Genomic DNA, 21,860 nt, shown 5'->3' on the forward strand with positions numbered 1-21,860 from the left:
GTTACAGAAAATTTAAAAAAAATATGTTTATTTTTTTTGAAGCCTTGTTTTATAGGACTTTGCACTTTTGGTTTTTTGGTAATTTTAACAATTGAAACGTTAAGCTTTTTATGAAATTCTGATTGTTTTATATAATTTTATATGTTTTTGATTTTCTTTAATTGATGAATAAGCAGTATCTTTGCTCACTTTAAAATAAGTTTACATGTCATTATCACAAATTCTTACACCTTCTATACAAAAAGCAATTCAGGCATTATTTGATGTTACTGTTGATAAAATCGAATTTCAAGCTACCAGAAAAGAGTTTGAAGGAGATATTACAATGGTAATTTTTCCTTTATTGAAAGTGATAAAAAGCAGCCCTGCTGAACTGGGAAATAAAATAGGAAATTATCTGGTCGAAAATGTTTCTGAAGTTGCAAGATTCAATGTGGTTTCTGGTTTCCTGAATATCGTAATTGCAGACAGCTATTATTTGAATTTCTTTAATGAAATAAAAGACAATAATAAGTTTGGATATGTCACGCCCAATCCAGAAGATAAAGCTATTATGGTCGAATATTCTTCGCCAAATACCAATAAACCTTTGCATTTAGGTCACGTTCGTAATAATTTATTAGGATATTCTGTTGCCGAAATTATCAAAGCTTCGGGAAAAAAAGTTTATAAAACTCAAATCATCAACGATCGCGGAATTCATATTTGCAAATCGATGCTGGCCTGGGAAAAATTTGGAAAAGGTGAAACACCGCAAAGTTCAGATCTAAAAGGAGACAAGTTAGTTGGTAAATACTATGTGGAATTTGACAAAGCGTATAAAGCAGAAATTAATCAGTTAATTGAAACTGGGAAAACCGAAGAAGAAGCAAAAAAACAAGCTCCAATTATTATTGAAGCTCAGGATATGCTTAAGAAATGGGAAGCTGGAGATGAAGAAGTTATGGCACTTTGGAAAAAAATGAACCAATGGGTTTATGATGGTTTCGCTGTAACTTACACTAATCTTGGAGTTAATTTTGATAAATATTATTACGAAAGCAATACTTATTTATTAGGTAAAGATGTTGTTCAGGTTGGACTTGATAAAGGTGTTTTCGAAAAAGATCCTGACGGTTCAGTTTGGATCGATTTGACAGATGAAGGTTTAGATCGTAAAATTGTATTGCGTTCTGACGGAACTGCTGTTTACATGACACAAGATATCGGAACTGCAATTCAGCGTGTAAAAGATATGCCAGATGTTGGCGGAATGGTTTATACTGTTGGTAATGAACAAGATCATCACTTTAAGGTATTATTTCTAATCTTGAAAAAATTAGGTTTTGATTGGTCTTCAACTCTATATCATTTGTCATACGGAATGGTTGATTTGCCTTCGGGAAAAATGAAAAGTCGTGAAGGAACTGTTGTAGATGCAGATGATTTGATGCAGAATATGACCGATACAGCAAAAAAAATCTCTGAAGACTTAGGAAAACTAGAAAGTTATTCAGACGAAGAAAAAGCCAAACTGTATAAGACAATTGGTCTTGGTGCTCTAAAATATTATATTTTAAAAATAGATCCTAAAAAACGTATCTTATTTAATCCAGAAGAATCGGTAGATTTTGCTGGAAACACAGGTCCGTTTATACAATATACTTATGCGAGAATTCAATCTATAATTCGTAAAGCCGATTTTGATTTTTCTTCCAAGACTACTATTGAAGAACTTCACGAAAAGGAAAAAGAATTGTTAAAGCAAATCGAACTTTTTCCAGAAGTACTTCAAAACGCGGCACAAAATCACAGCCCGGCTTTGATCGCAAATTATACTTATGATTTGGTAAAAGAATACAATTCATTCTACCAATCAGTACATATTTTAGGTGAAGTCGATTTAACCAAAAAAATATTCAGAGTACAGCTTTCTCAAAAAGTAGCAGAAGTTATTAAAAACGCTTTTACTTTATTAGGAATAGAAGTTCCAGATAGAATGTAAGTTATTGTACATATAAATTTTAAAGCCAATAGTTCTTAAACTATTGGCTTTTTTTATTGTTTTTTTGTCGTATCCTGTCCTCTTGTAATATAATTCGGTAATATTTTTGCAGTAATGTTTTGTGATTTATTTCGCATTTCTTGTTCTTTTAAATAGTAAGACGATTTCTATTCTAAGTATGCAACGACAAACTTCAAATAGAATTCTGTAAAATACTTCCTTATATTACTTTTAACTATTTTGAATTAGTACCCTATTTAGTGAAATGATTAAAGGACCCACCGTTTAAATTGATTTTTAGACGGTTTTTTTTTATTCTTTTTTTTTGAAATTTCTACTTAGTATTAAAGTAAATGAATTTACTGTTTCAATTGAAAAAATCTTAAAAGCCTTCATTTTTAGTTTTGGCAATTTCTTTTAAGTAAAAAGAAATAATGACTTTACTGATGAGCCAATTACTTTACTGTTAATTCATTATACAATCTTTTCTTATAAGAACATCATTTAAGTAGTAATTATATTACTTTTAATAATGTTAAATCGTGAAATTTTCTTGTTAAAATTATATTAATTTGATAAGTTGCACCCAATTAATCAAAAAAAATAATAATAATGAAACAAAAATTGAAAGTATTTGGGGTACTTTTTTTTGCTTTTGCTTGGCAATTTGCATTTGCTCAAGAGAGAAAAATTACGGGAACAGTTTCAGACAAAGCAGGATTGCCGTTACCGGGTGTCAGTGTTTTAGTTAAGGGAACACAGACCGGCACACAAACTGATTTTGATGGAAAATATTCTACTAAAGCGACGTCAAGCCAAATCTTGATTTTTAGTTTTGTAGGACTGAAAACTCAGGAAGTAACTGCAAGTTCATCGACTGTGAATATTAAAATGATGGACAATACCACAGAATTAGAAGGAGTTACCGTTACTACCGCAATGGGAGTTAAAAGAGAAAAAAAATCTCTGGGTTATTCAACACAGCAAATTTCTGGAAAAGATTTAGACGGCGGGGCAGGTAACGCAAACGTCGCTAACCTTTTATCAGGTAAGGCCGCGGGTGTCGAAGTTTCAAGAAACACCAATTTTGGAGGTTCAACAAATGTTGTGATCCGTGGTAATAAATCTTTAACAGGCAGTAATCAGGCTCTTTGGGTCGTTGATGGTGTGCCAATAGATAACTCAAATTCTAATACGACTACTCAGGCAACGGGGCGTGGAGGATATGATTATGGAAATAATGTGTCAGATATTAATCAGGAAGATATTGAAAGTATCAATATTCTTAAAGGTGCTGCGGCAACTGCTTTATATGGTTCAAGAGCGGCTAACGGTGTCGTAATGGTTACAACCAAAAAAGGAAAAAAAGGAGATAATAATGTTGGTTTTACTTTTTCAAGTGGCTTTACTGTTGGAACAGTAGATAAGTCTACGTTTCCTAAATATCAAACTAAATATGGTTCAGGATATGGAATTGGAAGCTCGTTTCTTGATGCAGACAGTCAAATTCCTACCGTAGATACTTCAAATGATGCTTCTTATGGTGATGCTTTTACCGGACAGCCTGTTTATCAATGGGATGCTTTTACACCATATTCAAAAAATTATGGACAAGCTACTGCTTGGAATGCTGCAAAAAATGGTCCTATTTCTTTTTTTAATACAGCTAAAACAGCAACAAACAGTTTGTCTCTTGAAAAATCTAACGAAAAATCAAGTATTTCGTTGTCTTATGTAAATACAATGCAATCGGGTATTTTGCCAAATAGTGAATTGAAAAAGAATCAGCTGAGTGCTAGATTTAGCCAAAAAATCACGGATAAATTAACGGCAAATGCATACGCCGCTGTGACTTTACAAAATACTATTGGTAGAAACTCTACAGGATATAATGACAATATTTTAGGTAACTTCAGACAATGGTGGCAGACAAATGTTGATTTGAAAGAACAGCAAAACGTTTATAATGCTTCTGGAGGTCAAAATGTTACATGGAACTGGGCTGATCCAACTTCTCCTGAAGGAATTGTACCTGCGTATTGGGACAATCCTTATTTTACACGTTACCAAAATTATTCTTCAGATGACAGAACGCGTTTATTTAGTTATGCATCTCTTGATTATAAAATAACAAGCTGGTTGAGTGCTTTAGGCCGAGTGTCGTTAGATACTTATAAAGAACTTCAGGAAGAAAGAAGAGCCGTTGGTTCTATCGCTTCAGGATTTGGATTATCACCAGTTGATGAAACTTCAGGGTATCAGAGATATGATAATAATTTTCAGGAAATCAATTATGACGGTATGTTAAACTTCAATAAAAAGTTTGGCGAAGATATTAGTCTGACGGGAATTCTGGGTATGAACTTAAGAAGAGATAATAGAGAGAATGTTCTTTCGTCTACAATTGGAGGTTTGGTTACTCCTGGAAAATATGCATTGTCAAATTCAAGATATGCTTTGCCTTTTCCAATTGAACAAAAATATACTAAACAAGTAAACGGCATTTATGCTCAGGCATCTTTAGGTTACAAAGATACTTATTTCTTAGATGCATCTGTACGACGTGACGAGTCTTCGACACTTCCAAAAGGAGATAATGCTTATGTATATCCTGCAGTTTCAGGATCTATTTTGTTCTCAAATTTAATCCAGCAAAAGTGGTTGAATTTAGGAAAATTCAGAATGAACTATGCAGAAGTAGGAAATGATGCAGATGCATTACAATTAGTAAATACGTACACAAGAAGTTCTAATTTTAATAATGAACCGATGTATACTTTGCCAAACACTAATAATAATTCAAATCTAAAACCGGAAAGAACCAAATCTTTCGAAGTTGGTCTAGAAACAAGTATGCTTGACAGACGTTTAGGATTTGATGTTACTTATTATAAAACAAATTCTGTAGATCAAATTGTTTCTGCAGCAGTTTCTTCCGCATCAGGTTTTACGAATGCATGGGTTAATGGTGGAAATATTGAAAATAAAGGTTTAGAGATTCAAATTACCGGAACTCCTGTTAAAACAAAAGATTTTAGCTGGGATATTTCGGTAAACTGGTCTAATAATAAAAGTAGAGTTATTTCTCTACCGGGTGGTATAGGTAATTTGCAATTAGCAGGATTTCAAGGAGGTGTTACAACAAATGCAACTCTTAACGAAGCTTACGGAAGCATAAAAGGTACTGATTACGTTTATACAAATGGTGAACGTACAATAGATCAAAAAACAGGTAAATACATGATCACTACAACGTCTGATAATACAATAGGAAATATTACTCCTGATTGGATTGGCGGTGTAAGAAATAAATTGAGTTACAAAAATGTTTCTTTAGCATTTTTAATTGATACTCAAAAAGGAGGAGATATTTTTTCTTTAGATATGTATTATGGACTTGCAACAGGTTTGTATAAAGAAACTGCCGAAGGAAATATTCGTCAAACAGGTGTTCTAAATGCTGGAGTCGCTCCCGATGGAACTCCAAATAAAGTAGTTTCACAGAACCCGGGAACATATTCTAATAATTACGGTTACCTGGCAGAACCTGCAAAAGCCTTTGTTTATGACGCCTCTTATGTGAAATTAAGAGAAGTTTCGATCTCCTATAATTTTCCTAAAAAAATGTTTGAAGGAACATTTGTTAACTCGGCTACTTTTAGTTTGTTAGGTTCTAACTTATGGATAATAAGTAAAAATCTGCCTTATGCAGATCCTGAAAGTGGATTGTCATCTGGTAATAAATCAAGAGGTTATTCTGTTGGATCATTGCCTACAACTAGAGATATCGGATTTAACTTAACATTTAAATTTTAATACAATATCATGAAAAAAATAATTTATTTTTTAGGTGTTTTGGCACTTACAAGTTCTTGCAGTGATTTGACGGACTTAAATGTGGATACAAAAAATCCTTCCGAAGTTCCTGCAGCTTCACTTTTCAGCAGTGCTCAAAAAGGTATTGCTGAGCAAGTTGTAAACACAAGTGTGAATAAAAATATATTTAGATTAGTAAATCAGCAATGGACGGAAACAACTTATATCGATGAGTCAGTTTATCAATGGACGACCAGAAGTATTTCTGATAACCATTGGAACGCTTATTTATCTGGTACGACAACTAAAGACGGTTCTTTAAGTGATTTAATGATGGCAAAATCATTTTTAGAAAAAGAAGTTATTGAAGCTTCTGATCCTGATTTCGCTTCTAAAACGGCTGTGAGAAAAAATCAACTTGCATTGATCGATATTTTAACCGTTTATTCGTATCAAATTTTAGTGGATACTTTTGGAGATATTCCATATTCTGAAGCATTAAAAGGTTCTGGAAATTATCTTCCAAAATACGATAAAGCGGTAGATATTTATAAAGATTTAATAGTGCGCCTTGATAATGATATCGCAAACATAAAAACGAATTATACTGCATTTGGTAATTCAGATGTTATTTACCAAGACAATTTGACTTTATGGGTGAAATTTGCCAATAGTGTTAAATTAAAATTAGGTATCAACCTTAAAGCTTCAGAATTAGAAACTGCTATTTCAGATGCAGCTATTATCTCCGCTTCAAAAGGAGTTTTTACCTCGAATGCTGATAATGCAAAAATATCTTACGAGAAGAACCTTCCAAATACCAATCCGCTTTATGTAGATTTAGTTTTTGGAGGAAGACACGACTTTGTGCCTACGCAGACTTTTGTAGATGCTTTAGTGGGAAAGAAAGATCCTCGAGTTAAAGTTTATTTTGCGCAAAATCTTAAAGATGCTGATGGAATTGCTTTACCGTACAAAGGCGGCATTGTTGGAACAAAGAATAGTTTTGGAAAATATACGCATATAAATGATTTAATTCAGGCACCGGATTTTAAAGGCACTTATTTAGATTATGCTGAAGTAGAGTTTCTCTTAGCAGAAGCTGCTGAAAGAGGGGTAGGTATCAACGGTAGTGCGGAAACTCATTATAGCAATGCGATCAAAGCTTCAATGGAAGATTGGGGGTTATCTGTTGCAGATGCAAATATCTATTTAGCACAATCTTCAGTTGCTTATGCTACGGCAGCAGGAACCTGGAAGCAAAAAATTGGAGAACAAGCATGGTATGCAATGTATAACAGAGGATTTGAAGGATGGACATTTGCAAGAAGGTTAAATTTCCCCGCTCTAACTCCACCATTAAATGCTGATGCTGCCGCAGAAGGGCAAATTCCTTCAAGAATGACATACCCAATTAGAGAGCAGACTTTAAATGCGGTTAATTATAATGCTGCAGCTGCAGCAATTGGCGGTGACAAATTAAAAACAAAATTATTTTGGGATAAGGATTAAATATTTATTTCAAAGTAAACCTTATGCATTAACTATTGATTTAGTAGACTTGTAGTGTAAGCAAAAGGTAAACCGTCTAATTAATTTTTAGACGGTTTTTTTATACGAATTTTAATTTCTCATGATAAATTTTGAAAACAATTTCAGTGGGCAAAAAAGCCTTTTTTAAGTTTTCTCCATTTTCTTTTGAAATTATTCCTACATACTTCGTATTGGAATATTATCCTGAATTGTGCTTAAAATGAGTAAACTATAAGTTTTTATCTATTTAAACTTATTTTTAGGTAGTTAAAAAGCTACATTTATTTGTGTTAAATAACTTATTTTTCTTGTTAAAATTATAATAAATTAATAAGTTGCGCTCAATTAATCAAATAATAAAAATAATGAGACAAAAATTTAAAGGACTTATGGTGCTTTTTTTTGTTCTTGCTTTGCAATTTACTTTTGCGCAGGAACGAAAAATTACTGGAACAGTTTCAGATCATACAGGAATGCCTTTGCCTGGTGTGAGTGTTTTAGTTAAGGGAACAAAATCTGGAGCACAAACTGATTTTGATGGAAAATATGTGATTAATGCAGCATCTAATCAGGTTCTTGTATTTAGTTACATTGGTATGAATACTCAGGAAATAACTGCAAATTCTTCTAATATTAATATAAAAATGGCTGATGCAGGAGCCCAGGAACTTGAAGGTGTTGTAGTAACTACTGCAATGGGTATCAAAAAAGAAAAAAAAGCATTGGGATATGCAACTCAGGAAGTTAAAGCTACAGAATTGACTAAAGGAAACAATAATAGTTTAGCGGGTGCTCTTCAAGGAAAATTAGCCGGGGTGCAAATCACTCCTTCTAGTGGTGCTCCAGGGGCTTCTTCTCAAATTGTAATCCGTGGTGCTCGTTCTTTCACAGGAAATAATACACCTTTGTATGTAATTGATGGTATGCCTGTAGCATCACAATCAGATTACCCTACTGGAAATAGTGTAAGTGGATCAGATAGTGCTAACAGAGCTGTGGATATTGATCCAAACGATATTGAATCAATCAACATTCTAAAAGGGCAGGCAGCTTCTGCAATTTATGGACTTAGAGCTACAAATGGTGTAATTGTAATTACGACTAAAAGTGGTAGAGGAGCCTCTAAAAATGGAAGACCTATAATCAATTTTAACACTTCTGTTGCCGCAGATGATATATCTAGAAAGATTAATTATCAAAATGAATATTCACAAGGAACTAAAGGCGCATATGATCCAACAAATTCATTGTCTTGGGGATCTAAAATTTCTGAGCTGCCAAATAATTCAAAATATGGAGGTAATGTTGCTAACACTTTGAATGGTATGGATGCAACAGCTCATGAAGGTAAATATTATGTGCCTCAAAGAGCTACAGCTGGTTTAGATCCATGGGTAACTCCTAGTGTTTATGATAATTTTGGTGATTTCTTTAAAACAGGAATAACCGTTAACAATTCATTAAGCATAACACAAGCAACTGATAAAAGTAACTATGCATTTGCATTAGGCTCCTCAAACCAAGATGGTTTTGTACCTGGAACTGGAATGAATCGTTATAACGCAAAAGCGTCATTTAGTACAAAACTAGGGGATGAGTGGAAAACAGGATTTGTAGGTAACTATGTTACCACTAAAATTCAAAAAGCTACAGGTGCAAATGATTCATCTGTTGCAGGTGCATTTGCAAGTCCAATAAGTTACAATTTAAAAGGAAACGGATTCGAAAATCCTAATGATCCTTACAAACAAATTTACTATAGATCAACAGGATTTAATAATCCTTATTGGGCCGCTAAACACAATGTGTTTGATGAACAAACGGATCGTTTTTATGGAAATAGCTATATTGAATTTGCACCAAAAATCTCAACAGACAACCAGCATAAAATTACATTCCGTTACCAGCTTGGAGCAGATGCCTATACTACTAATTATAGAAGCATGGAAGAATATGGTAATAAACAAACTACTGCAGGTCATTTAGATATTTATGGAATTTCATCAAGAACAATTAATTCATTATTCACCGCGAATTATGAATATAAAATTTCAGAAAATTTGAATTTAACAGCTTTGGTTGGTAATGAAATTAATGACAGGTATGAAAAGGAATATGATATGATTGGTAATAATCTTAATTTTGGAGGTTGGGCTAATTTAGCTAATACACAGCAAACTGTCGCCACAGATGAGATCAATAAAAATAGAACTTTTGGACTATTTGGTAACGTAAACCTTTCATACAAAAACTTTATTTATTTAGGCGGTACAATACGAAATGATATTGTGTCATCAATGCCAAGAAATAACCGTTCATTTGTATACCCTTCTGTATCATTAGGTTTAGTGTTAACTGAACTAGAGGCTCTAAAAGGAAACTCAGTATTATCTTTTGCTAAACTAAGAGGCTCTTGGGCAGAGGTAGGACAAGCTGGAAATTATAAAGCCAATTATTATTCAGTACCTACTTATGGAGGTGGTTTTTGGGGAACTGCTCCTATAAGCTATCCTGTTGGTGGGGTAAATTCATACACACCAAACAATATAATGTATGATCCAAACTTGAAACCTCAAAACACAAGATCTTATGAATTGGGTGGAGAAGTTCGATTGTTTAATGATCGTGTAAGTATTGACTATACCTACGCTAGACAAAATGTAATTGATCAAATTTTTTTAGTGCCATTAGCAGGTTCAACAGGAGCTTCGTCATTAATGATGAATGGAGGAAAAATCCATACTAATAGCCATGAGTTGATTGTAAGTTTTACTCCGGTTAGAACAACAGATTTTGATTGGACAATCTCTGCAAACTACACACAAATAGACAACTTTGTAGATGAATTAAAAGACGGTGTGCCAAATATTTTCTTAGGTGGATTTGTTACTCCGCAAATTAGAGCAAGTATCGGAGAACGTTTTCCTGTTATCTATGGAACTGCTTTTGCAAGGGATGATAAAGGAAACATTCTAGTTGATAATAATGGATTAGCTATAGCTGGAGAAACTAAATCACTTGGTGAAGTAGCTCCAAAGTTTAACTTAGGAGGCACAACTTCTTTCAGATACAAAAAAATAACTCTTGCTGCTACTTTTGACTGGAAAAATGGAGGAAAAATGTACAGTGGAACAAATTCGCTGTTAGATACTTACGGATTAAGTGCTAAAACTGGAAATCGTGATGAATTATTGGTTCAGCAAGGTGTAAATGAAATAACAGGAGAAGTAAATACAAAAACAGCAACAAAAGAAGCTACATACACAGTATATTCAAATATTGCAGAAACTGCAGTATATGATGCATCTTTTGTAAAATTAAGAGAATTGTCTTTAGGATATACTCTGCCAAAATTTTCAACAGGATTTGATATGCGTCTTTCAGCATTCGCTAGAAATATTTTGCTATGGGCTAAAATGCCAAATTTAGACCCAGAATCATCACAAGGAAATAACAATATGGCTGGAGGTTTTGAAAGATTATCTATTCCGCAAACAACTAGTATTGGAGTGGGAATGAATCTAACAATCAATTAATATAAATCAAAAAATCATGAAAAAATATAAAGTCATATTGCTTTTGGTGATCGCGTCAATTTCATTAAATTCTTGTTCAGAGGATAAAATGGACGATATCAACAAAAATGTAAACAATCCTACAGATGTGCCAACCCGTTTTGCCATCACAGACGCTATGACAAGTACTGCATTTAGCAATACTGGCTCTGATTTATCTTTCTATACAGGTATTTATGTAGAATTAAACGCAGGTGCTGCTCCCGGCCAAATGTATAATGCAGAAACAAGAAATGGAGAACCAACAAGTCAGACAACTTATAATAACAGATGGAACACTCAATATCAGACACTGTATAATCTAAAACTGATTATCGATAAATGTACAATAGGAGGAGAAAAGGGTAACTACACAACATTAGGAATAGCACAAGTTTTATACGCTTATAATTTAGCCTTACTTACTGATATGTATGGAGATGTTCCTTTTACTGAAGCTTTTCAGCCTGGAGTTATTTTTCAGCCTAAATTGGACCGTCAGGAAGACCTTTACAAAATTATCTTTGCAACTTTGGAAGATGCAATTGTTAATTTAGGAAAAACATCAACTTATCCAGTTTTAGGAAATCAGGATTTAATATATCAAGGTAATAAAGCAAAATGGATAAAAGCAGCGAATGGTTTATTAGCACGTTATACGTTGCGTCTTTCTTTTAAAACCCCAGATTATGCAAAAGTATTGACTTATGTAAGTAAATCTTTTACAAGCAAAAGTGATGAATTTAAGATGAAAAACGATGGTATTCCAAATCCGTATTACCAATTAGATAATGTCAGAGGATATTTATTTGCGAGTAAAAGTTTATTTGACAAGTTAAATGCTAGAACAGACGATCCACGTGCTACTGGTTATTTTACAAAAATTCAAAAATCAACTGGCGCACCTTATACATATGAATTTTTTATAAATGGTGTGAGCCCTCAAAGTCAAAATTATTCGTATTCAGCATTAATAAATAAAAGCAATCCAATATTTATGTTAAGTTATCATGAATTATTGTTCATTAAAGCTGAAGCAGAAGCAAGAAATTCAGCTTCTGTTACAAGTACAACTAGTTTAGCTTCGGCCGTAAATGCTGCTTTTAATAAAGATGAAGCTATCAATTTTTCAGGTACAAATGCTATCAGTTATGTTGCAGGACTAAACATTACTACTAATGATGGTTTATTAAAAGAAATTGCTGTACAAAAATATTTGTCATTCTACGAAAACGAATCTGTTGAAGCTTATAATGACTACAGACGTCTACTAGCAATGTATGGCTCAGCTGCAGCACATCCAATTCAATTGGCAAACCCGCTTAATACAGATAAGTTTCCGCTTAGATTAACTTATGGAAATTCTGATGTGTCTACAAATAATAATGTGAAAGTAGCATTTGGCGATGGAACATATGTTTACACGCAAAATGTTTGGTGGGCTGGAGGAACTAGATAATATTCTATAAATTCTAAATAAAAAAAGCCGATAGTCCTAAAACTATCGGCTTTTTTACAACTAACACAAAAATTATTATTTTACAAATTTGTCAATGATCTTATCCGTTTCTGCTTTTGCAGTGTCCGGTTTCAAATCAAACAATAAAGAGTAAAGTGCTTTTTTCTCTACTTTAGCTTCTAGGTTTAAGTCTGTATGTCTGTCAAAAAGAGTCTGCCATTTGTCGCGGACATTTTTCCAAAGTACATTATTTGCAGCCCACCATTTTTGAGCAGCCTGACATTTAATATCTGGTACTTTTGTATATACGTCAAATCCTTTTTCTTGTGCTAATAAATAATCTTTACCAGCTTCGTCTCTTACTAATTTGTCGTTATCTTGCTCATGATTCCAGCCTGTAGCTGTGATTTCGTGAATATTTCTTCTTTTTAAAACATTATAATCATTACGTTTAGTCTGCTCTCTTCTAGGTAGCGGCGCGTCTGCAACATTTGCCCAATAATCTTTTCCATCTACATGCACCCAAGTCGAAGTTCCTTCGTATCTAGGGCTGTCATCTACTTGATATACTTTTTGAGTCCATTGACCTTTTACAGCTTTCTTGTCTAGTTTTTTGTATTTCCAAGAATTGCCTTTATCAAAAGAATATAAGTCTGTGTTTTCGTACAGCCAATCTTGTCTCCAGTGTTTAATGATCATATCGTCGCTCACAATTAGTAAGTGCTGCATTACAATTTTGTTTGGAGTGTTTTCTAATAATTCAACCCATTCTAATGCAGATTCATGTTTGGTTTGAGATGGTTTATAAGTTGCTGAATCTTTAGCATACTGAAAAGTTTCTGTGAAGTTAAACTTTACTTCATAGCAACCACACATTGATTTTATTGATTTAATGTCTTGTTGTTTTTTAGCATCCTGACCGAAACCAAGACTGCAAGTCAACGCCATAGCGGCTGAAAAAAAGAGACTTTTTGTAATCATAACTTTTTGGTTTTGTTTTAAAAAATTTTTGCAAATATATAGATTTTATTTAGAACAATTAAAAATAGTTATATATTTGCGCCATTATTAAGACTTAATAAAAATAATGAAACTGAAAATTACCTTTTTAACGATTGTCCTTTTTTGTCAAATTGCAGCAGCACAGCAGAAAGATAGTATAGCCACACAAGAAAAATTATCAGAAGTTGTAGTTACTGGGCAATTAGAACCACAGTCAATAAAAAAATCGGTTTTTAATGTGCGCGTAATTTCGAAAGAAAACATAAAGCAGTTAGCTGCAAACAATTTAGCAGATGTTCTAAATCAGTATTTGAATATTACAGTAACATCGGATGGTAATGATGGGCGTTCTAAGGTTTCTATGTTTGGTTTAGATTCTCAATATTTTAAAATTTTGATCGATAATATACCATTAGTAAGTGATACAGGAATGGGAACAAATGTTGATTTGACACAGGTAAATCTTGATGATGTAGAACGAATTGAGATAATAGAAGGTTCTATGGGAGTAACTCATGGAGCAAACGCAGTTACTGGAATTTTAAATATTATTACAAAAAAAGGAGGTGGATATAAATGGCAGATTTCTGCTGCTGTTCAAGAAGAAACAGTGGGAGATGAGTTTGCTTTTTTTGATAAAGGACGTCATATTCAATCAGCTAAAATTGGTCACAATTTTAATGAAAACTGGTTTGTTAACATAGGAGGTAATCGAAATGCAATGGCCGGTTTTTATAACAACAGAAAAGGAAAAGATTACGATAAACTTGATGGTCTGCGTGGTTATACACAGCTGCCCAAAGAACAGTTAGTAGGGAACGCAATCATTGGATACCAAAAAGACGATTTTAGAATTTTCTATAAATTCGATTATTTTGGAGAAAATGTTCATTTCTACAGTCCAATTTTGATACCACAGGATAACTATCCTTTTCCTGAAACGTATTATGCAAATGACAAACGATATATAACAAATCGTTTCTATAATCACTTGAACGCTAATGGGAAAATGTTTTCCAAATTGAAATACAACGCTTCAGTTTCATATCAAAAACAAGAACGTGACCAAGAAAAGTTTAATTATCAAATTGAAACTCATGAAGAATTTGATAATAATAGAGAAACGTATCAGTCAAAAGAAGTGTTTTATTCAACAGGAACACTAAGTAACTTTTTTAACAATGATAAAATCGATTTTCAGTTAGGTTATGAAGTTACAAATGAAAATGGCTTTTTTGATGCGACTGTGGGAACTTTTAAAGATGATCAGCAGCAATTAACAGATATCAGAAAGAGACTTGAAAATTATGATGTTTTTTCTGTTGCAGAAATTGGTTTGAGTGAAAAATTCTCAATACGTCCGGGACTACGTTTTTCATTCCAATCCTTTTTTGAAAATCAATATGCAAGTTCATTAGGGTTAAGATACCTTTTCTCTAAAGGATTAGAAGTAAGAGCTTCTTTGGGTAAATCATACCGTACACCAAACTTCGATGAACTTTATACTTATTTTGTTGATTCGAATCATAATATGCAAGGCAATCCAGATCTGATTCCAGAGACTAGTACTTCTTATGAATTAAGCTTTAAAAGAGCTTGTACTTTTGATTCTGGTGCACAAATTGCAAACAATTTAGCTGTTACATATTTAGATGTAAACGATAGAATAGACATGGTTTTAATTCAGGCAGTTCCTACTTTGGTTTATAAATACGTAAACATTAATAAATACAAAATGTGGAATATCTCTACTACAGAACAATATACATACAAAAATTGGAATGTAATGGTTGGTGCAGGACTAGTTGGAATTTCTAGAAAACAGGACTTAGCGGCATTGAATGTAACTTCTGATGATAAGTTTTTGTATTCATTGAGAGTAAACTCAAGTATCTCATATAATATTACAAAATGGAACACTTTACTAGCAGTTTTTTATAAATATAATGGGCAGCAGCAACAATATGTTGCAGGTACAGGCACAGATGGGAAAACTGCATTTTTCTTAAATGAGATAAAACCCTTCAGCTGGATGGATGCTTCAATCAGAAAAGCTTTCTTTAAAAATCAATTTGAGGTTACAGTTGGAGCTAGAAATCTTTTTGATGTTACTAATCTGCAATCTATCCAAAATGGAGGAGGGGGAGACACAACAGGAGGAGCACATGGAAGCGGAAGTTCTGGTGCTATGCTAGGTTACGGTCGCTCATACTTTTTAAAACTTTCGTATAATCTAAATTTTAATTAATAAACACCATGAAAAAAAATTTTATTTTAATTCTTTCCTTTGTATTACTTGCTTTTGGAGCTTGTAATAGCGATGATGATGTAATTGAAGCTAATGCAGTTGCATTTGCTGCAACGTCAGTAAATTTAACTGCAGCAGCTACTCCAATAGAAATTAAATTTGTTGCCCCAACTGCATCAGCTGGGTCGGTAACTTTAAATGTTACTGAGACTGCAGTAGTAAATGGTACAGACTTTAACACTTTGCCGGCTATAGCAGCAACAAAGGTTGTAGTTCCTTTCGAAAAAAATGTTTCTTCTGTAAGTTTTACTTTTAACAAGTTAAAAGATGCAATTGAAGGAGAAGTGAAAAATGTGGTTTTTACAATTAGCAGTGTAAGTATTAATGCTGTTATTTCTGAAAACAAATCTATTCAGGTTAACTTTAATGAGACGGCTTCATTAGGAAGTGCTTTAGCACCAGAAGTTGGTGGTGCAACACAGCCGAATCAAGTTTTTGTTGATTTGAGCAGTGGAAAATTAACAAATGCTGTCAGAACATCTTGGGATTTAGGTTTCTATTCTGGAACAGATTTTAGAGTTGTAATAAACAGTTCTGTAAAAATGTCTGCTAAACAAACAACAAGTACAAATATTGATGAGGTTCAGACTGAAGATGCAACAATGATAATTAATCAAGGTCAAGGTAATGCAACTCAAATTGATGATCCAGCAGGAGATATTACTAAAACAACTATTGCTTCAATATCTGCTACAGAAGCTGAAAACAAAGTATATTTAATTAATATGGGAAGTAATCCTGCTACAACTAAACCAGCTACTGGATCTGAAGGTTCTGCAGGTGGAACTTCTAGGGGATGGAAAAAAGTTAGAATTTTAAGAAGTGGAAATGACTATAAAGTTCAATACGCTGATATTTCAGCGACTACTCACGATGAAATAACTGTTACTAAAAACGCAGCTTATAATTTTACTTTTTTAAGCTTGCTAGATAAAAAAGTAGTAAGCGTTGAGCCTCAAAAAGCACAATGGGATATTACTTTTACTACTTTCACAAATATAATTCCAGGAACTACTACACCATATTTCTATCCAGATTTTGTTTTAAGTAACTTAAAAGGTGGAGCAAAAGCTTATCAAGTATTAACAAGTGCTTTTACGTTTGACGCTTTCACGTTGGCGAATGTTGATAATGCTCAATTTACATCGGATCAAAGAAATATTGGTTCAAACTGGAGAGGTACTACGGGAGGAACTGATGCAAATGGAAATCCAGTTTCGTTATTTGTTGCAAGAACTGACCGCTTTTATGTTGTTAAAGATCCAGCTGGAAATGTTTATAAATTGAAATTTACAGGTGGTGTAAATGCTGCTGGTGAAAGAGGTTACCCTACTTTCCAGTATACTATATTGAAATAGTTTTAATAGCTGTACAAAATAATAAAAATCATGATTTTGTAATAACATTAAGTCAAAAGTTAGTTAATCATTAGCTTTGTTTTTTTTATTTTTTTTTGATAAAGAGGTTAGATTTATCTAACCTCTTTTTTTGTTTAGATTATTGTTAAAATCAGTTCCAAATTAATCCGTTTAATTCTATCTTTGCTTAAAATTCTTTCCAAGGAATTAACAGGAATTTTAAATAATTTAATTTTTTTTATAATTCATTATCCAAAATTTATAATTAGTAAGTGAATACAAAGTCTTATTTTTTTCAGTCTTTTGCTATTGTTGCATTAGCGTTTGTGGCCTTTATTGGATTTAAACAAATCCTTCCGAATAAAATATTTTCAGATAGTAAATTAGATTCTAAAAATGTTCTGATCGATAGCCTGCTTCTAGAATCAGTTGCAAAGGATTCTCTGTCTTCAGAAGATGACAGCATCTCGGAAAGTAATGGTAAACAAAAAATCGTTTACGATAAAACAGGCGGCATCGAATTTCCATCTGAAACCTTCGATAATTATAAAGGATATCAATATCTGATCTCTTTTTATGAGAAATTATATCAACTTGAAAAAAATCCGCAGTCCAAAGTTAGAATCGCTTATTACGGAGATTCTATGACAGACGGCGATTTAATCGTGCAGGATGTGCGTGTTAATTACCAGGAACGTTTTGGTGGAAATGGTGTAGGTTTTGTTTCGATAACTTCAGAATCGGCAGCATCGAGAGCTTCTGTAAAATCATTGTATTCTAAAAACTGGAAAATGCAGTCGTACTTAAATGTCAAACGACCTGTAAGTCCTTTTGGAGTAAATGGGCATGTATTTTTTGCTAATAATAGATCAAACGCTACTTGGGTGCAATACGAAGCAGGAACCAATAAATTTTCAACAACTTTAGACAATCCAACTTTATTTTATGGAAGATCATCTAAAAGCGGAAAAGTCAACTTTATTATCGGTAAAGACACCTTAAAGAAAAGCCTTGTTTCTAATAGTTTGGTAAATACCTTAAAAGTAACTTCAGGAAGTATAAAAGCATTTAAGGCAAGTTTTGTACAGTCGGATTCAATTCCTATTTATGGATTTAATTTTGACAACGGAAGCGGCGTTCACGTAGATAACTTTTCGCAGAGAGGAAATTCCGGACTTCCAATTTCGATGTTTGATGCCAGTGTGATGCAAGCCTTTAATAATACTTTAAAATATGATTTGGTTATTCTGCATTATGGAACAAATGTCTTAAATTACGGAACCAAAAATTATTCTTGGTACGAAAAAGGAATGACCAAAGTAGTAAACAAAATAAAAGAATCTTTTCCCGGAGTTTCCATATTAATTATCTCCACCGCAGATAAATCAACCAAATACGCGCAGGAAATGAAAACAGATTCGGCTGTCGTTCCTTTGATGAATGCACAGAAAAAATATGCATTGGAAACAGAATCAGGATTTGTAAATTTATACACTTTAATGGGAGGTGACGGATCTATGGTAAAATGGGTAGACGAATCTCCTGCCAAAGCCAATAAAGATTATACGCATTTTAACCAGCGCGGCGCAAAAGCAATCGGAAAGCTATTATACGATCAATTAAATAAAGGATACGAAGATTATAAAGTACTCCGTCAAAAAAGAGATGTTAATCCTAACAAACGAAGAGCAGCGGGAAGAGTAGATTCCGTCTCTGTAAAAACAGATAGCGTAAATGAATAAACTCATTATTTTCTTTTGTTGTCTTTTTTTCTCTATGAATGATAAGACACAAAACAACGAACCACATCCAAGAACGAAAAGTATGATTCATAAAATCGATACAGCAGCGGTTGATTCTTTTTCTGAGGAGCAGATTTATAATGCGAAAGTATTAGAAAATTTCTTTCAGAAGCTCAAGAGTAACGAAAGCCAGAAAAACGAGAAAATAAATATTGTACACATTGGAGATTCTCATATTCAGGGTGATTTAATGACCAATGAAATTAGAAAGAAACTCCAGCAGAAATTTGGAAATGGAGGCCGTGGTTTAGTGTTTCCATATCAATTGGCCAAAACAAATGGTTCTTACAACGAGCGTTTTCGTTCTAACAAAGCTTGGGAAAGCTATCGGAATATTTATCCCTTTAAGAATAATCCCATAGGTTTAAGCGGGATTGGATTGTGGAGAGAAGACGGTGGATTTGTTATGGAAATGAATATAAAAGATCCTGCTTATAAATTTAATTCGATTAAAATTATTACGCCCCATAACAAAGATATGTTTGATCTGGCAGTTTCTTCCAAAGCAAATTCAATTCAGACTACAGAGCGAAAAGTCATCACTCATAAAATTAAAAAAGGTGAAGCTCTTTCTACAATTGCAGACAAATACAATGTCTCAGTTACAGAAATAAGAAGAGACAATCACTTAAAATCAAATGCTATTCGCGCAGGAAGAATATTAAAAATTGCGACAAACGAAACCAAAGCAAAAACAGTTTCAATTTCAGAATTTGTTTCTCTTAATCTGGAATCCGATGCGTTCTGCCACTATTATAATTCGGAGAAAGCTTTAGATCGAATTTTTCTGATTCCCAATAAATTATCTTCAAATTACGAACTCAACGGATTAATTTTAGAAAAAGATGCTCCTGGTTTAATTTACAGCAGTATTGGAGTTAATGGAGCAAAATTTTCAGATTATAATAAATATCCTTTGTTTTTTGAGCAGTTAAAAGCGCTTCATCCCGATCTGCTGGTTTTTTCATTAGGAACAAATGAGAGCTATGAAAAATTAGAATCGGGAAATTACATTAAACGCTTAAGAGAGTTTATAAGTAATATAAAAGAACAAGGTATAAATGTTCCGATAATTGTGATGACACCGCCGCCATCGCTCCTTAGAAAAAAACCAAATACCTACATTAACGATTATGCAAAAGATATTCTTGAAATATCGCAGAAAGATGGTTTTGCAGTTTGGGATTTATACGACGAATTTGGTGGTTTAAGCGGTATTAAACTATTGAAGACACAAGGATTAATTGGTCCAGATTGGGTGCATTATTCTAAAAAAGGATACGAAAAACAAGGAAACTTGTTTACAGAGGCGTTTTTAAAAGCATATGATAATTTTAAATTAAAAAAATAAGTTGATAACAATAGATAGCATTAATGATTGGTTCATTCAAAATTTTGGTGCAATTTCAATAGAACAAGTCAAAAGCTGGTTTATTTATAATCCAGACGAAAAATTATTATTTAACACCGGTTTATTCCTAGGGTTATTTCTGGTTTTTTATTTTGTGTATGCTTTTTTACGCAAAACATTTTATTTAAGATTAACGTACGTTATTCTTTTCTCGCTTTTCTTTTATTATAAATCAAGCGGTATTTATTTTTTACTATTATTACTTTCTTCGGTAGTAGATTATGGCCTGAGTCAGATTATTTATAGAGAAAAGAAAGATAATGTCAAGAAAATATATCTGGTAATAAGTGTGATCCTGAATCTGGCATTACTAGGATATTTTAAATACATGAACTTCTTGATTGTTACGTTCAACGATATGTTTAGCGGTAACTTTGAACTTCATAATGTATTTCTTCCTGTCGGAATTTCGTTTTATACTTTTCAATCGATGAGTTATATTATTGAAATTTACCGTGAAGAAATTAAACCAACCAAAAATTACATCGAATATTTATTTTTCGTTTCGTTTTTCCCGCAGTTAGTTGCCGGGCCAATTGTACGTGCGAAAGATTTTTTGCCGCAGATTTACGAAAAACTGAATTTGACCAGACAAGATGTAAACAATGCACTGTTTCTTATCATTGGAGGTTTAATCAAGAAAACAGTAATTTCTAATTATATTTCGGTAAATTTTGTTGATCGTGTTTTTGACACACCGATGAATTATACCTCGTTTGAAAACTTAATGGCTTCCTACGGATATGCCATTCAAATTTATTGTGATTTCTCAGGATATTCAGACATGGCTATAGGTATTGCATTGTTATTAGGTTTTAAACTGCCTACAAACTTTAGAACACCTTACAAATCAACTTCTATCACAGATTTCTGGAGAAGGTGGCACATTTCATTGTCAACTTGGTTAAAAGACTTTTTGTATATCTCAATAGGAGGAAACCGCGAAGGATCTTTTGCCGGTTATTTATTTCCGAGTTTATTCTTCTTCGGATTATTGCTCTGGGGAATTACAAATTACACTACCAGCATCATTCCGTTAATAGTGGCTATAAGCGGTGTCACCCTTTTTTGTTTGTCGTTTTTACTTTCAAGCAAAAGAAAACAAACTTTGGTAACCAATTTTAATTTGTTTACCACAATGCTTTTAGGCGGATTATGGCATGGAGCAGGAGCACAATTTATAGTATGGGGAGCACTGCACGGATTAGCATTGGCAGTACATAAAATTTTCAGCGAATTTTTTCCTTCAAAAAAAGATAAAAGTCCAAATTTCTTGTGGAAATTCTTTTCAATCTTAATCACATTTCATTTTGTGGTTTTCTGCTGGATCTTTTTCCGCGCCAGAGATTTTCAAACGGCTTTGCAGGTCATCAATAATATTGGACAATTAACTTTCGAGCCAGAAAATTGGAAAATTATCGTATTAGGTTATAAAAATGTATTTTTATTAATGTTGTTTGGCTACGTATGGCACTTCTTGCCAGAAGTTTTGACAAACAAAATGAAATTCGTTTTTGATAAAACTCCATTGTTGTTAAAAGCGGTAGTTTTAGGCTTCGTATACTGGATCGTGTATGCAACGGCAGTGGCGGGTTCACAGCCTTTTATTTATTTTCAGTTTTAGCTTTTAAGG

At 33.1% G+C, this 21,860-nt stretch carries 11 protein-coding genes; 10 read left to right on the plus strand and 1 reads right to left on the minus strand.

Annotated elements, in window-relative coordinates; all coding sequences use genetic code 11:
* Positions 1-205 precede the first annotated feature (205 nt).
* The 5 genes from argS (at position 206) to B0A68_RS07945 (ending at position 12,346) form a co-directional block, all read left to right on the plus strand.
* Positions 206-1,984: an arginine--tRNA ligase gene (gene argS / locus B0A68_RS07925; RefSeq protein WP_035682280.1), complete on the plus strand. Its 1,779-nt coding sequence runs from the start codon at positions 206-208 to the stop codon at positions 1,982-1,984.
* Between the two features lie 612 nt (positions 1,985-2,596).
* Positions 2,597-5,800, plus strand: coding sequence for a SusC/RagA family TonB-linked outer membrane protein (locus B0A68_RS07930; protein ID WP_084679000.1), 3,204 nt, complete (start codon positions 2,597-2,599; stop codon positions 5,798-5,800).
* Positions 5,801-5,809: 9 nt separating this feature from the next.
* A complete protein-coding gene (locus B0A68_RS07935) occupies positions 5,810-7,312 on the plus strand; it encodes a SusD/RagB family nutrient-binding outer membrane lipoprotein (RefSeq protein ID WP_035682277.1) in 1,503 nt (500 codons plus the stop codon).
* A 386-nt stretch (positions 7,313-7,698) separates the two neighbouring features.
* A complete protein-coding gene (locus tag B0A68_RS07940) occupies positions 7,699-10,869 on the plus strand; it encodes a SusC/RagA family TonB-linked outer membrane protein (RefSeq protein ID WP_035682275.1) in 3,171 nt (1,056 codons plus the stop codon).
* A gap of 16 nt (positions 10,870-10,885) precedes the next feature.
* Complete coding sequence (locus B0A68_RS07945; RefSeq protein WP_035682274.1) at positions 10,886-12,346, plus strand: SusD/RagB family nutrient-binding outer membrane lipoprotein; 1,461 nt, start codon at positions 10,886-10,888, stop codon at positions 12,344-12,346.
* Between the two features lie 75 nt (positions 12,347-12,421).
* Here the strand turns inward: B0A68_RS07945 and B0A68_RS07950 are convergent, their stop codons facing one another.
* Positions 12,422-13,327: a DUF6607 family protein gene (locus B0A68_RS07950; protein ID WP_084678997.1), complete on the minus strand. Its 906-nt coding sequence runs from the start codon at positions 13,325-13,327 to the stop codon at positions 12,422-12,424.
* Between the two features lie 106 nt (positions 13,328-13,433).
* Here B0A68_RS07950 and B0A68_RS07955 point away from each other — a divergent pair, with 106 nt between their 5' ends.
* From B0A68_RS07955 to B0A68_RS07975, 5 genes are all read left to right on the plus strand, one after another.
* Positions 13,434-15,596: a TonB-dependent receptor plug domain-containing protein gene (locus B0A68_RS07955; protein WP_035682272.1), complete on the plus strand. Its 2,163-nt coding sequence runs from the start codon at positions 13,434-13,436 to the stop codon at positions 15,594-15,596.
* An 8-nt stretch (positions 15,597-15,604) separates the two neighbouring features.
* Positions 15,605-17,014 (plus strand): HmuY family protein, encoded by a 1,410-nt coding sequence (locus B0A68_RS07960; RefSeq protein ID WP_051892459.1) that lies wholly within the window; start codon positions 15,605-15,607, stop codon positions 17,012-17,014.
* Positions 17,015-17,286: 272 nt separating this feature from the next.
* On the plus strand, positions 17,287-18,756 hold the full coding sequence (locus B0A68_RS07965; protein ID WP_035682269.1) for an SGNH/GDSL hydrolase family protein: 1,470 nt from the start codon (positions 17,287-17,289) through the stop codon (positions 18,754-18,756).
* An 82-nt stretch (positions 18,757-18,838) separates the two neighbouring features.
* Positions 18,839-20,167, plus strand: coding sequence for a GDSL-type esterase/lipase family protein (locus B0A68_RS07970; protein WP_240475231.1), 1,329 nt, complete (start codon positions 18,839-18,841; stop codon positions 20,165-20,167).
* Between the two features lies 1 nt (position 20,168).
* Positions 20,169-21,851, plus strand: a complete 1,683-nt coding sequence (locus B0A68_RS07975) for an MBOAT family O-acyltransferase (protein ID WP_051892458.1) — start codon at positions 20,169-20,171, stop codon at positions 21,849-21,851.
* Positions 21,852-21,860 lie beyond the last annotated feature (9 nt).

Source organism: Flavobacterium reichenbachii, from assembly GCF_002217435.1.
GTDB lineage: Bacteria > Bacteroidota > Bacteroidia > Flavobacteriales > Flavobacteriaceae > Flavobacterium > Flavobacterium reichenbachii.